This is a genomic window from Aliibacillus thermotolerans (assembly GCF_027853235.1).
GTDB lineage: Bacteria > Bacillota > Bacilli > Bacillales > Marinococcaceae > Aliibacillus > Aliibacillus thermotolerans.
On sequence record NZ_WKJG01000094.1, the window covers coordinates 91,552 to 105,062 of the forward strand.

Annotated in this window: 15 protein-coding genes; 13 read left to right on the forward strand and 2 right to left on the reverse strand. The window is 39.8% G+C overall.

The window, feature by feature from the left end:
• Positions 1-8 precede the first annotated feature (8 nt).
• From fliW to GJS40_RS13315, 3 genes are all read left to right on the forward strand, one after another.
• Entirely contained in the window at positions 9-470 is a 462-nt protein-coding gene (gene fliW, locus GJS40_RS13305) for a flagellar assembly protein FliW (protein WP_270898340.1), read from the forward strand.
• On the forward strand, positions 471-710 hold the full coding sequence (gene csrA, locus GJS40_RS13310) for a carbon storage regulator CsrA (protein WP_270898341.1): 240 nt from the start codon (positions 471-473) through the stop codon (positions 708-710).
• A 174-nt stretch (positions 711-884) separates the two neighbouring features.
• Positions 885-1,607, forward strand: coding sequence for a response regulator transcription factor (locus GJS40_RS13315; protein WP_270898342.1), 723 nt, complete (start codon positions 885-887; stop codon positions 1,605-1,607).
• A gap of 289 nt (positions 1,608-1,896) precedes the next feature.
• Here the strand turns inward: GJS40_RS13315 and GJS40_RS13320 are convergent, their stop codons facing one another.
• Positions 1,897-2,394: a competence protein ComK gene (locus GJS40_RS13320; protein WP_270898343.1), complete on the reverse strand. Its 498-nt coding sequence runs from the start codon at positions 2,392-2,394 to the stop codon at positions 1,897-1,899.
• 198 nt (positions 2,395-2,592) lie between these two features.
• On the opposite strand from GJS40_RS13320, the gene flaG reads away from it, so the two are divergent.
• From flaG to GJS40_RS13340, 4 genes are all read left to right on the forward strand, one after another.
• Positions 2,593-2,937 carry a flagellar protein FlaG gene (gene flaG, locus GJS40_RS13325; protein ID WP_270898344.1) on the forward strand — a complete coding sequence of 115 codons (345 nt, stop codon included), beginning with the start codon at positions 2,593-2,595 and terminating at the stop codon, positions 2,935-2,937.
• A 176-nt stretch (positions 2,938-3,113) separates the two neighbouring features.
• A complete protein-coding gene (gene fliD / locus GJS40_RS13330) occupies positions 3,114-5,141 on the forward strand; it encodes a flagellar filament capping protein FliD (RefSeq protein ID WP_270898345.1) in 2,028 nt (675 codons plus the stop codon).
• Positions 5,142-5,174: 33 nt separating this feature from the next.
• On the forward strand, positions 5,175-5,732 hold the full coding sequence (gene fliS, locus GJS40_RS13335; protein ID WP_333723943.1) for a flagellar export chaperone FliS: 558 nt from the start codon (positions 5,175-5,177) through the stop codon (positions 5,730-5,732).
• A 1-nt stretch (position 5,733) separates the two neighbouring features.
• Positions 5,734-6,096, forward strand: a complete 363-nt coding sequence (locus tag GJS40_RS13340) for a flagellar protein (RefSeq protein WP_270898346.1) — start codon at positions 5,734-5,736, stop codon at positions 6,094-6,096.
• A gap of 64 nt (positions 6,097-6,160) precedes the next feature.
• Here GJS40_RS13340 and GJS40_RS13345 read toward each other — a convergent pair whose 3' ends face one another.
• Positions 6,161-7,174 carry a DUF6612 family protein gene (locus GJS40_RS13345; protein WP_333723944.1) on the reverse strand — a complete coding sequence of 338 codons (1,014 nt, stop codon included), beginning with the start codon at positions 7,172-7,174 and terminating at the stop codon, positions 6,161-6,163.
• Positions 7,175-7,358: 184 nt separating this feature from the next.
• On the opposite strand from GJS40_RS13345, the gene GJS40_RS13350 reads away from it, so the two are divergent.
• The 6 genes from GJS40_RS13350 to GJS40_RS13375 all read left to right on the forward strand — a co-directional run bounded on the left by GJS40_RS13350 (position 7,359) and on the right by GJS40_RS13375 (position 13,279).
• Positions 7,359-7,622: a hypothetical protein gene (locus GJS40_RS13350; RefSeq protein WP_270898348.1), complete on the forward strand. Its 264-nt coding sequence runs from the start codon at positions 7,359-7,361 to the stop codon at positions 7,620-7,622.
• A gap of 81 nt (positions 7,623-7,703) precedes the next feature.
• Positions 7,704-8,288 (forward strand): ribosome hibernation-promoting factor, HPF/YfiA family, encoded by a 585-nt coding sequence (gene hpf, locus GJS40_RS13355; RefSeq protein WP_270898349.1) that lies wholly within the window; start codon positions 7,704-7,706, stop codon positions 8,286-8,288.
• A 358-nt stretch (positions 8,289-8,646) separates the two neighbouring features.
• Positions 8,647-11,169 (forward strand): preprotein translocase subunit SecA, encoded by a 2,523-nt coding sequence (gene secA / locus GJS40_RS13360; protein WP_270898356.1) that lies wholly within the window; start codon positions 8,647-8,649, stop codon positions 11,167-11,169.
• A gap of 17 nt (positions 11,170-11,186) precedes the next feature.
• Positions 11,187-12,288, forward strand: a protein-coding gene (gene prfB, locus GJS40_RS13365; protein ID WP_270898350.1) for a peptide chain release factor 2 whose coding sequence is annotated in 2 segments (ribosomal slippage) — positions 11,187-11,258 and positions 11,260-12,288 — 1,101 coding nt in all. Because the reading frame shifts where the segments join, the coding sequence is not laid out codon by codon here.
• A 260-nt stretch (positions 12,289-12,548) separates the two neighbouring features.
• Entirely contained in the window at positions 12,549-12,893 is a 345-nt protein-coding gene (locus GJS40_RS13370) for a c-type cytochrome (RefSeq protein WP_270898351.1), read from the forward strand.
• Between the two features lie 197 nt (positions 12,894-13,090).
• Positions 13,091-13,279, forward strand: coding sequence for a hypothetical protein (locus tag GJS40_RS13375; RefSeq protein WP_270898352.1), 189 nt, complete (start codon positions 13,091-13,093; stop codon positions 13,277-13,279).
• Positions 13,280-13,511: the final 232 nt, after the last annotated feature.

Consider the following 13,511-nt stretch of genomic DNA (forward strand, 5'->3'; position numbering starts at 1 on the left):
GTTTATTCGTGAAGTTACGAACGAAGCATTTAGGAGAAATAGAAATTCAAAAGGATGATATTTACACTTTTTTAAATGGCTTACCTGCCTTTGAACAAGAGACGGAATTTGCGTTATTGCCTTTTAGTCAAGATGAGCTCTTTTATATTTTGCAGTCGACGAAAACAGAAGAAGTTGCTTTCGTATTAACGAATCCGTTTCATTTTTTCCATGATTATGAAGTGAGGTTAACGGATGCGTTAAAAAGCCAATTGGACATTATGAAAAAAGAGGAAGTGGCGATTTTTTCTGTCTTAACATTGCAAGAACCGTTTCGCAAAACGACGGCCAATTTGCAAGCCCCCATTATTTTGAATGTCACAAAGAAACAAGGGAAGCAATTTGTCATGAGTGATTCGGGGTATGAAACGAAGCACTACCTTTTCCCTCAAGAACCGGCCACCATCCCGGAAAAGAAAGGGGAAGGTTAAATGTTAGTGCTTACCCGAAAAACGTCAGAGTCCATTCAAATCGGTGAAGATATTGAAGTGAAAATTTTAGCGATTGATGGCGAACAAGTGAAAATCGGAATTGACGCACCGAAGCATATCGACATTCATCGAAAAGAAGTGTATTTAAATATAAAAGAAGAGAACTATCAAGCACAAGAAACCGGCAATATGGATGTGCTGACAGAGATTCATAAACATTGGAAAAATCAACCTAAGTAGGCAGAAAGTTGTTGATAGAAAAAATATCAACAGCTTTTTTCTTTGTTCCTATTTTTGACCGGGGTATTTTGTCGGGTGACGTGGAAGCTACAAGGACTCTTGTTCCTTGCGATTTGCTTTGAGGAAGAATAAAATGAATAAGGTAATATTATTTTTAGAGCAGGAAGGGATAGTATGCAGACAAAGGTACATAAAAAAAGTAAGCTACATCAACGCATGTTACTTTTTGATGTAGGAGAAATGGGTGCTCCCATAAAAGAAACGACAGATGATGCCGCTCGCCCGGTCATTGCTAATATTACTCGTGATCACTTACCTGCACTGAAAAGCGAAGAAAACGAAGAGGGTGCGAATATTATTTATTATTTATCCTGTAAGAAGGAAGCGTTGTTAGACAGCCTTGGATGCATAAAAGGAGTCAAACACTGTAAGATTGTGGTGAACTTACCTTGTCGATACGTCTCTATTTTACCGAAAGTCCTTCAACAGCAAGTGTCGTTTATTATTGCAGCAGACCGAAAGAAGGATAGTTGGCTCCATCACTGGAATCAGGCAATGGCTTATTCAATGTATCTTGATCCGTGCTTCCATTCATGTATCCTTTATCACTACCGTCATTTACATGAAAACCAAGAGACGCGACGAAAAATCAGGAGGACGCTGCAGTTAAAGGAAAAAGAGGCGAAGAACATATTATCAGAAGCGGAATTGAGAATTTTCAAACTTATTTTAGAAGGAAAAAGTAACCGTAAAATTGCTGAAGAGTGCTATTTGGCAATACCGACCGTAAATAATCATGTCAGTCAAATTACGAAAAAAATGCAGGCAAATGATCGCACCCATACAATTAAACGAGCCTTTGAATTAGGATGGTTGCATATTGCAAAAGAATGTTAAATTCAAACGACATTTGAAAGTAGGAATCCTGTGAACATTCATGTAACCGATAGTTACTAAGCAGACCTCTGTGGTGAAAGCTTCGCCCGCTTGTCTGTTGAACTCGTCCCATATCCTTTTTTCGCTTCGTTTTCACAACTTCGGTCCGTATGGAGGCGATTGAATGTTGAAGATTTTCCCGGCAGACATTTTTCTAGCAATCTCGTAACTATAGTAAAAAATGGAGTCTTCTGTCGAAAAAATTTTCCATGCAACCAAGGGAAGCAAATGCTCCCCTATCGTTCGATGGTTACATCAAGCCATAGCGCATCAATTCTAACTCATGTTCTTTAAAAAGTAATTTACATTTGCTTGCTTTTGCGATTTGTTGGTCAATAATATATTTTGTTGTGTTGACAACGAGTAGTTGTCCATCAGGAAAGAGAATGGAAGCTTGTCTTCCTGCAACAACAATTTCTGCTTTTTCAACATGATTAAGAAATAACCACACATTCTCAACATTTCGGGGAGATAAGAGCGGGATACCATAAATATCAGCGAATAAATCAATAGGAACAGGAACCTTTTGTTTCACACCAAGTCGATAGCGAATGGATTCAAATCGACCTTCTAAAGAAGCGCCTCTCTCTAAACAAGAGAGACGCATAATTTGGATGGGGGAATATTCTGAAAATTTCACCTCATTGCCTTTTTCGTATATTTTCGTCTTCATATCTCCTTGAAGTACAGGAACTAAAGCCATCGTCCTACTATTCACCACATAATTACCTACGACTTTTTTCCTCAAAGCGTTGTACCTCCTAGAGATTAATATAAATATAATTATAATTACATAGGAAAAAATAACCATACATAGAAGCGAAGTTGTTTAACAGAAATGAACAGTGTATGTTGACAATTCACAAAAGAATGCGAAAAATAATTGTAATTTTTTGTGAACATGACGATATATACAATAAACAGGGTTGTAAGGGAGGCGGAAAAAGTGGTGACTTTCAATGGTGTAAGTACATCAACGAGGGAACTTATCTATGTTAAAGGAGGAGAAAAAGACCAGACCATCACGAAAGAGCATCTAGCCAAGAAAGATTCCCCTTCTCGCGTAAAACTTGCGGAATTAGAAGACAAAGTAGATGGATTAAATCGCATGATGGAGCCTAATTACACGAACTTAAAATTTAATGTGCACGAGACCTTGGATAGAATCTATGTACAAGTATTGGATAAAAATACAGAAGAAATCATTCGAGAGATTCCGCCGGAAAAGTTTTTAGATATGGTTGCTTCCATGTTAGAGTTTGTTGGTCTATTAGTAGATGAAAGAATTTAGTGGATGATGCTCCATTTTTTCCAGGGAAAAAATCGCCTCGTTCTTGTGGAAATCGTCACGATAAAAAACGAGGCGATTTTTTATTTATGTCTTTAAATCTTTTTTTCCCAACCGATATAAGTAATAGCGATTATTTATATGAAAATGAGTGGTCATGGAGAAAGGAGCAGAAGTGCATGAGAATAGCAGGACTTGCTTCTGGGATGGATATTGAGCAAATGGTAAATGATTTAATGCGAGCAGAGCGCATGCCGATGGATAAACTCATCCAACAGCGTCAAACACTGAATTGGAAAATGGATGAGTACCGTGCGATTAATATAAAATTTAACGATTTTCGCAATAATATTTTTGATACGGTCATGCGACAAGCGAATATGTTGGCAAGAACCGCAACATCCACCGATGATAGCCGGGTGACTGCTCAAGCGAGCTCCACTGCCGGAAATGCGACGTATCGGATTACGGAAGTGCAACAACTTGCGCAAGCAGAGTCTCAAGTGGGTGGAAAGATTGGAGAGGATTTTGATCCTTCTAAGTCGCTTCGTTCTCAAAATATCGAGGGATCTAATCTAACATGGGAAACAGGAGTTCTTCAAAGAGAAAATATCCGTGTCAGTGAAAATACGAAAGAATTAACGATTGATATACCAGATAGGGCAGGAAACGTCACAAATGAAACAGATATCATCGTCAAAGTGAACGGACAAGCAATTCCTTCAGACGGATTTACTACGACGATGGAAGACGGAAAAATGACATTGCAGTTCGATGAAGAATTATCGGCACGGGATAACGTCACGATTCAATATTTCACAGAAAATGAAACCCGAACGTTTCCTGCAATAGAAGGAACGGAAGAAGAACCGGAGCCAGTCGATACGTTTCACATTGGGAAAGGCTCGATTTATTATAATCCTGAGGATGAGCAAAGCATCCGTGTCACAGTGAACGGTGTTGCTTTAAAGATTGTCACGGATCCTGAGGCGGAACTTGCGGAAGACGAGGCATTCGTCAATTTGGATACCGGTTTGGTTCGCCTTGGACAAGCGACAACCGAAGAAGTGAAAATTACGTATTCCCAAGAATATACGACGAGCGGTATGACGACGTATAATGAAAACGGAGAAGCGATTCACGACCGTTTTGTGATTCAAAGTAGTCAAACGTTAAATCAAGTCATCAATGAGATAAACCGCTCTTCTGTTGGAGTGCAAGCATTTTTTGATGAATTTGAAAACAAAATGTCTTTTACGCGCACTGAAACTGGTGTATTTAATAAAGACGGCGCTGAAATCAAATTTGATGGAGAGTTTTTTAATCATGTCCTTCAAATGGCCGATGCTGAAGTGCAAGCAGCGCAAAATGCCAAGTTTACAATGAATGGACTTACAACGGAGCGCCACTCTAACACGTTTACGATTGGCGGCATGACGATTACATTACAAGATACCTTTGATGAAAGTGATAATCCAGTCGTCCTCGGTTCTACCGTTGATACCGATGGAATTTTTGATACAATCAAAGAGTTTGTCGATGAATACAATGAATTGTTAGAGACAGTGCACGAAAAATTGAAAGAAGAGCGTTATCGCGATTATCCACCACTTACGGATGAACAAAGAAGAGAATTAAGCGAACGGGAAGCTGAGTTATGGGATGAAAAAGCGCAAAGTGGTCTTCTTCGTAATGACCGAACACTGTCGAGCATTATGGACACGTTACGCCTTGATTTGTATGGAACGGTGGACCACGGGTTAGAGAGTGAATTTAATCATTTGTCGAATATTGGGATTACGACATCAGATGACTATTTAGAGCGCGGAAAATTAGAAATTGATGAAACAAAACTACGAGAAGCAATAGAAGCGGATCCAGAAGCTGTTTTTCAACTATTCGCGGCAGACGGGGAGACGCAAGCGGAACAAGGAGTGGCTCGTCGTTTAAGGAACTCTCTCGATCACGCCATCGATACGTTAGCGGAACGCGCCGGTGGATTTCGAGGGAAAATTCAAAACCATCAGTTTACAATTGGTCGCAATTTAAACGACCTGGAGGACCGTATTACGAATTTCGAAAGAAGGCTTGCCCAAATTGAAGATCGATATTGGAGACAGTTTACAGCAATGGAAAAAGCGATCGCCAGGGCAAATGAGCAATCGAATTTCTTGTATCAACAATTTATGGGTCAAGGTGGTTTTTAAAACATTGATTTCTACAAGAGGAGATGAGAAAACTTGTCATTTCATCATGCGCAAGCAGTATATAAGAAAAATATGCAACAAACGGAACAATTTAAAAAGTATCAAGGAGAAAAGCAGAAATCCGGCTTTTCCCCGGTTTCTGCTACTACAACTGTTTCTTCCACTCCACAACAAACTACTTCGCAACAAGAAGGGAAATCCAATGGAGTCAATGCCTACCGGGAAAAAGCGTTACAAACCGCTTCTCGGGGAGATTTAACATTACTTTTGTACAATGGATGTATTAAGTTTGTCGATAAGGCAAAACAAGCAATGGAATCCGATGATATGGAAGCAAAAAATAAATATATCATCCGTGCGCAAGATATTATTCGTGAATTAATGGTAACGCTAAAAACAGATACAGAAATCGGACAAAATATGTTTCGTCTTTACGACTTTATCCATCATCGTCTCGTGGAATCGAACATTAACAATGACGTAAAAGCTTTGGAGGAAGCCCGATCATTTATCGTTGAATTCCGTGATACGTGGAAAGAAATGATGAAAATAGAGCGAAAAGAACGGTTCGGTGATGGGGGAAAGGCGTAAGATGTCGCTCGTAAAGGAATTATATTTTTTAACGAAAGGGCTATATGACCATGTCTCCCAACCGTTACCGGAGGACATAGAAGAACGGGAACAATACATCGAGAAAGTGGACGAGTATTTAAAGAAACGGATGGCTATATTAGAAAAAGTATCCACGGAACATCAATGGAGCGATGCAGAAATAAAACTTGGTCGTGAATTAGTGAAAATGAACGAAGTAATTAAAGAGCAATTGGAGAAATCGAAAGGACAAATCCTTCTTGATTTAGATGAGTTGAAAAAAAAGAAAGCATATAATCACCAATATGAAAAGAATTACGGTGGTCCAACGGTAGATGGTGTCTTTTTTGATAAAAAAAATTAACGATCGTCCCACGTTTCATCTGAGATGATTCGTGGGAAATTTTTTTGTATAAGGCCGGTTAGAATTATTCTCCATCTTTTTCTTCCGTTTCATCCTCAGTCGTTTCAGCTTCTTCTTCATAAGGATCTTGTAATTCTTCGATATCGAAACGTTCCATGATTTCCAGCTCTTTCATTTCCTCAAAGCCGCTAAATTCTTCAATTTCCATTTCCTCCGCTTCTTTAAGCACATTCTCCGGAATGGTCACTTCCTCTGTATGGTTAAAGTTATCATAATGAACCACCACTATATAATCGGAATAGTGTGGTGTCGTCTCCTCTCCATGGACTTCAAAGCGAAGTTTCATTTTTACTTCTTTTGCATAGAAAGATTCCTTGTCTATTTTCATCTCAAAGTCTAACTTCTCCATGTCGCTTACATATAACATATCCGCCATGGATGTGGCTAAATCGGCATCTATTAGTTGAAACATATAGGAAGCGATTTGATCCGCTTCTTGCGTTAACCCGTCAAACGTGAGGCGGTAATGTTCGTTTCCTTCTGAAAGCTCAAGAGATGACACATCCCGCTCCACTAGTTCTAACACGTAGGAAGGAGATTCATAGGTAGTATCATATGTGCGGAAATCTTCGAAGAATTCTTCAGGGAATTCAGTCCAACGATCTTTCATAGAATCATACATAAAAAAACCATCTTCCGTCAGATAACGTTGTAAATGGATTCTTTCTATGTCCTCACCTGGTTCGGATTTAATCATATGACTGGATTCATAATAACGCATGGGATCAAGATTTACTAATGTTTGTGAACGATATTTGTTTTCTAATAACCTTTCTTTTTCACTGTTTGATGTGTAATAATTCATGTTTGTTGCGATTGAATAGTTTTCTACATTACTCATCACATCTATGGATTCAGAAAGGATAGCTTCTCCATCTAGTTCCAATTTTTCATCCTCTTCCGGTTCTTCAGGAAGTGGAGGGGTATTTCCTTTTTCATCTAAGTCTGTGTCGGAATGACAACCACCTACAAAAAAAATAAAAAGTAATGACAACAGACTCATCCGGAGTTTATCCATCACCTGCGCCCTCCTTTTTCACAGCAACAATAAATAAATGAACCCACTTTTTTAAATAGTATCATAACTAGGAAAGATTGGATAGGGAGGAAAGGAGGGAGAGAAAAAGCAACCCAAGGAGGGGGAATAAGCTGCTTTTTCTTCTTCGGACGAGAGGCGTCCAAGATGTTGGTGAAAAGGAGTCGTGACTGAACTGAAAGGAAAAATGGGAGGTAGAAAGCGCTTTCTTTCGATTACACTTTTTATTTTACATGCCAACCCTAAAGAAGCAATAGATATAAGAAAAAAGCCCAAATTTGAAATTCTGCGTGCAGAATTTCAAATTTGGTTAGCAGAATTTCAAATTCTGCATGCAGAATTTGAAAAAAACGAAAATTTAGTTCTTTTTTTCGCCTTATTTTTTCTGAAAAATTCACAAAATGTTCACAAAAAATCACGTATAATATAATTCGACATTTTTTCTGTTTCAGAAGGAATTTTTAAGGTTATTAGAGAATAATAGGAGTAATTGAAAGGAGGAGTTTACTCAATGGACTACAATATTCGTGGTGAAAACCTAGAAGTGACTCCGGCATTAAGAAATTATGTGGAAAAGAAAGTCGGTAAGCTGGAACGTTATTTCGAAACAACCCCTGTGGCAGATGTACACGTGAAGATGCAAGTACAAAATACGGAACATATTATAGAGGTAACGATTCCTATGCCCCAACTTCTACTACGGGCCGAAGAATCGCATGCAGATATGTATGCAGCCATTGATCTCGTTGTGGAAAAGTTGGAAAGACAAATCCGAAAATATAAAACAAAAGTGAATCGCAAGTTCCGTCAACAAGGAGACAGTGTTCGCTTCATGTTTCGAGATGACATTGAAGAGTTAAACCAAGAATTAAACGGTGAACCATCTAACGAAGATTTCCCTGAAAGTGAAATCGATGAGATAGAGATTGTCCGTAAGAAACGGTTTAATTTAAAACCGATGGATGCGGAAGAAGCGATTTTACAAATGGATTTGTTAGGGCATAATTTCTTCGTTTTCTCCAACGCAGTTAGCGGGGATACGAACGTCGTCTATCGTAGAAAAGACGGGCGTTACGGTTTAATTGAACCGGAATAAACATAAGATAAAAAAGGGCAATGACCCTCAATGAAAAGCGAGCGGATCGTGGGAAAATCACGATTCGCTCGCTTTTTTATACTAGTGCCCATGAAGCTATGGAATGACGAAATATGTCACATCAACTTGTCATACGACAAATTTTTTACTGTTTCTCACAAAGCGATGGAATGGTCGCATGAATCGTTTATTTTTTGACGGCAACTGAAAATTGGTTCCATGAGCGCAATTGACATGAGGAATCGTCACATACTTGTTTTTGTCGCGAGTTGGTTCGTTGTATAACCTGCATGAAACTGATAAAATAAGGAGAAGATGAGACATGACAGTATATGTCAGAGAGGACGATGATAGCGTCATGATTGGTTTATTGAAGAAAATGATAGGTGACACGAATCAACGCCAAATAAAAAAGTTAAATAAATTGGTAGATGAAATTGAAGCGTTAGAAGAGACAACCCAACCGTTATCGGATGAAGAATTGCGAAATAAAACAGCGGAATTTAAAGAGCGTTATCAGAACGGGGAATCGTTAGATGATCTGCTACCAGAAGCTTATGCGGTCGTGCGGGAAGCGGCAAAAAGAGTTCTTGGCTTACATCCTTTCCGCGTCCAATTAATGGGGGCCATTGTTCTTCACCAGGGAGACATTGCGGAAATGAAGACAGGGGAAGGGAAAACGTTAGTGGCCACCATGCCTGTCTATTTAAATGCATTAACAGGAAAGGGCGTTCACGTTGTAACGGTGAACGATTATTTAGCGAGACGGGATAGCGAAGAAATGGGAAAAGTGTATCGCTTTCTCGGTCTTACCGTTGGCTTAAATGAAAAAGGAATGTCGAGAGAAGAGAAAAAGGCAGCTTATGAAGCAGATGTGACGTATGGAACAAACAACGAATTCGGATTTGATTATTTACGGGACAACATGGTGCTGTACAAAGAACAAATGGTGCAGCGCCCGCTTCATTTTGCCGTGATTGACGAAGTGGATTCCATTCTCATTGACGAAGCTCGAACCCCTCTTATTATTTCAGGATCGGTGGAACAGTCGACAAAATTATACTTAGCGGCAGACCAATTTGTACGTCGTTTAAATAAAGAAAGAGATTTCACTTATGATGAGAAAACAAAGAATGTGCAGCTCACAGAAGAAGGCGTGACGAAAGCAGAAAAAGCTTTTAAAATAGACAATTTATTCGACCAACAACACGTGCAACTGATCCATCACATTAATCAAGCGTTAAAAGCCCACGTGGCAATGCATCGGGATGATGATTACGTCATTGAAGACGGAGAAGTAGTGATTGTAGACCAATTTACGGGTCGGATGATGAAAGGTCGGCGCTATAGCGATGGCCTTCACCAAGCCATTGAGGCAAAAGAAGGGCTAGAGATTCAAAAGGAAAGCATGACCCTTGCTTCAATTACGTTTCAAAACTATTTTCGTATGTATCAAAAACTAGCAGGAATGACCGGAACGGCAAAGACGGAAGAAGAAGAATTTCAAAACATATATGGAATGAATGTTACTGCGATTCCGACGAACAAGCCTATACTCCGAATTGATAAACCTGATTTAATTTATAAAACAAAAGAAGCGAAGTTCCGAGCGGTCGTTAATAAAATTGAAGAGTTATACAAGAAAGGTCAGCCGGTGTTAGTCGGTACAGCGAGCGTAGATACGTCAGAATTGGTTTCAAAAATGTTGAAAAAACGGAAAGTGCCTCACAACGTGTTAAATGCAAAAAATCATGAAAATGAAGCGAAAATTATTGAAGATGCAGGACAAAAAGGCGCTGTCACCATTGCGACGAACATGGCAGGTCGCGGAACGGACATTAAACTAGGAAAAGGTGTCAAAGAACTCGGTGGTTTGTTCGTCCTTGGAACAGAGCGGCATGAAAGTCGTCGTATTGATAACCAACTGCGTGGACGCTCAGGTCGTCAAGGAGATCCAGGAGAGTCTCAATTTTATTTATCGATGGAAGACGAGTTAATGCGTCGTTTCGGATCTGATAATATGAAAGGTCTCATGGATCGATTAGGGATGGATGAAAATGAACCCATTGAAAGCAAGCTCGTTACCCGCGCTGTCGAACAAGCACAAAAACGAGTAGAAGGGCATAACTTTGACGCACGGAAGCAAATTTTGCAATATGACGATGTGATGCGCGAACAGCGGGACATCATTTACGCACAGCGTATGGAAGTATTGGAGTCGGATGATTTAAGTGACGTCGTGCAGTCGATGATGAAATCGGTTGTAGAGCGTGCTGTCTCTCTTCATACGTCGGAAAGTGACATACCAGAAGATTGGGACCTTGAAGCACTAGTCAATTATTTAAAAGGCACAGTGCTCTTTGAAAATGACGTGACGGTGAAAGATCTGGAAGGTAAGGATCCGGAAGAAATGATCGAGCTGATTTTTGAGAAGGTGAAGAACCACTACGAGAAGAAGGAAGAAGAACTTACACCTGAGACAATGCGTGAGTTTGAAAAAGTCATTATGCTCCGAGTGGTTGACCGCAAATGGATGCACCATATAGACGAAATGGATCAGCTACGTCAAGGAATTCATTTGCGTGCTTATGGACAAAACGATCCGCTTCGAGAATATCGGATGGAAGGCTTTAATATGTTTGAAGAAATGGTAGCATCCATCGAAGAAGAAGTAGCGATGTACATTATAAAAGCAAGAGTACAAAGCAATTTAGAGCGTAAAGAAGTAGCAGAAGGAAAAGCGGTACACGGTAATCAAGACCGAAAACAAAAGCGCCGTCCATATCGTAAAACGAATCACGTTGGTCGAAACCAACCGTGTCCATGCGGTAGTGGCAAGAAATATAAACATTGTCACGGAAGACAGGAACAAGCGCAATAACAAAAGGGGGAAATAGGATGGAATTAGTAGATATAAAAAATGAATTAGAACAAATGGAACGAAAACTAGCGAACTTTAGGGGGTCTCTTTGACCTTTCCGAAAAAGAAAAACGCATTGCTGAATTAGAAGCAAAAATGAGTGAGCCTGGGTTTTGGGACGATCAAAAGGCATCCAAGAAAGTCATTGACGAGTCAAATCGTTTAAAAGAAACCGTGAACGGTTTTAAAGAACTACAAGCTGCATACGATGATTTGGAAGTCTCTTATGAATTAGTGAAAGAAGAAGAGGACGAGGAGTTAAGAAAAGAACTAGAAGAAGGAATGGATGCGCTCACTCACAAGTTGAATGATTATGAATTACAATTGTTGTTAAGTGAACCGTATGATAAAAACAATGCGATTTTAGAACTTCATCCCGGAGCAGGAGGAACAGAGTCTCAAGATTGGGCGTCGATGTTGTTGCGGATGTATAAACGATGGGCGGATAAAAAAGGCTTTACGGTCGAGACGTTAGATTATTTACCGGGTGATGAAGCAGGAGTAAAGAGTGTTACTTTGCTTATAAAAGGGCATAATGCCTACGGTTATTTAAAAGCGGAAAAAGGCGTTCATCGACTTGTTCGCATTTCTCCTTTTGACTCCTCCGGTAGACGGCACACGTCCTTCGTATCTTGTAATGTCATGCCGGAAATAGATGATGATGTCGATGTACAAGTGAATCCAGAGGATTTAAAGATTGACACGTATCGTTCAAGCGGCGCCGGTGGACAGCACGTCAACACGACGGATTCGGCGGTAAGAATTACCCACATTCCAACGAATACGATTGTGACATGTCAAAGTGAACGTTCCCAAATTAAAAATCGCGAGACAGCAATGAAAATGTTATATGCGAAATTGTATCAATTAAAAATAGAAGAACAACAAAAAGAAATCGATGAATTGCGCGGAGAACAAAAAGAAATTGGTTGGGGGAGTCAAATACGCTCATATGTGTTCCATCCATACAACATGGTAAAAGATCATCGAACGAGTATAGAGACAGGCAATACATCAGCAGTCATGGATGGAGAAATTGATATGTTTATTGATGCTTATTTACGTACGATGGTGTCTTAAAAAACAAGGGAAAGAGGCCTTCACACTTTCAATGTTAGTGAAGGTCTCTCTTTTTTATTTTGCCCTTTTACTGGTGTCATGTCGTTCAAACAAAATAAGTCATAAAAATGCAACAAATTTTGGAAAGTCGTTCTATACCTATATTTTTCGCGCTTTCGCCGCGTCATCTGGAGGAGGAAGTGAGTTTTAATACACACGGAATAGGGTATAATAAGGAAGTGTCGTAGCACTATATTTCATACGTAGGAGGTTAATACAGGATGAAGAAATTTCTTATGGCACTAGCAGGTAGCGCAGTGCTCGTATTAGGCGCTTGTGGCGGTGGTGGTGATGACGGCGGTGACACTGGCGGTGACGCTACTGGTAACGGTGGCGGAGATGGTGCTGGTGAAACATATGATGCTGCACAAGCGGAAGAACTTTATCAAGGAAACTGTGCCTCTTGCCACGGTGAAAACTTAGAAGGAGCAAATGGTCCTGCCATTGCTGGACTAGATGCTGGACATGTCGTTGACACCATTGAAAACGGGGCTGCAGGGATGCCAGCTGGTCTCTTAGAAGGTGAAGAAGCAGAAATGGTTGCCCAATGGGTTTCTGAACAATAACAGTATCTCGGAGCTGTCCAAAAAGTCATGATTGGTGACTTTTTGGACATTTTTTTGTTACCCCTTCATCAAAAATTGCTTCTGGAAACGCCTCTTGGCCGAATCATGGCATGTTTCCAACACCAAATTGTTGATGAAAGTAAGTCATGGATAGTCATGCCATCGTTTCATATAAAAATAGCTAACGGAAGCAGGCCATGAAATGGCTCATAACACTGTTTCATTCAAAAATGTCTGATGAAAGCAAGCCATGGATCACTCATGCCACCGTTTCATTCAAAAATAGTTTGTGGAAACGAGCTATGAATGGCTCATGGCACCGTTTCAATCCAAACACCATTGTGAAAGCAATCCATGCACGATGTACGGCACCGTTTCAGCGCTAAATGATTGTTGAAAGGAACGCTCGATTTATTTGACAGCCTCATTTTCTTTTTTTCGCCCCTTTTTTACAATCTTTTCAACCAAAACCCTTTCTATAATCACTTTTCTGTGACTGATAAACTAAATTATACAGTTTCCGATAAATAAGATCATACACTTTTAGTCAGTTGCCGAAGTTAGTAGTTTTTATGAAACTGCCCGAGGGCAGTTTCATAAAAACTACTCTCGCAACTT

Excerpts from the sequence above, each read along its gene's own strand:
- fliD (WP_270898345.1), top strand. The coding sequence starts at position 3,114 with ATGAGAATAGCAGGACTTGCTTCTGGGATGGATATTGAGCAAATGGTA.
- GJS40_RS13370 (WP_270898351.1), top strand. The coding sequence starts at position 12,549 with ATGAAGAAATTTCTTATGGCACTAGCAGGTAGCGCAGTGCTCGTATTA.
- secA (WP_270898356.1), top strand. The coding sequence starts at position 8,647 with ATGATTGGTTTATTGAAGAAAATGATAGGTGACACGAATCAACGCCAA.
- hpf (WP_270898349.1), top strand. The coding sequence starts at position 7,704 with ATGGACTACAATATTCGTGGTGAAAACCTAGAAGTGACTCCGGCATTA.
- GJS40_RS13345 (WP_333723944.1), bottom strand. The coding sequence starts at position 7,174 with ATGGATAAACTCCGGATGAGTCTGTTGTCATTACTTTTTATTTTTTTT.
- csrA (WP_270898341.1), top strand. The coding sequence starts at position 471 with ATGTTAGTGCTTACCCGAAAAACGTCAGAGTCCATTCAAATCGGTGAA.
- GJS40_RS13340 (WP_270898346.1), top strand. The coding sequence starts at position 5,734 with ATGTCGCTCGTAAAGGAATTATATTTTTTAACGAAAGGGCTATATGAC.
- GJS40_RS13375 (WP_270898352.1), top strand. The coding sequence starts at position 13,091 with ATGAAATGGCTCATAACACTGTTTCATTCAAAAATGTCTGATGAAAGC.
- GJS40_RS13315 (WP_270898342.1), top strand. The coding sequence starts at position 885 with ATGCAGACAAAGGTACATAAAAAAAGTAAGCTACATCAACGCATGTTA.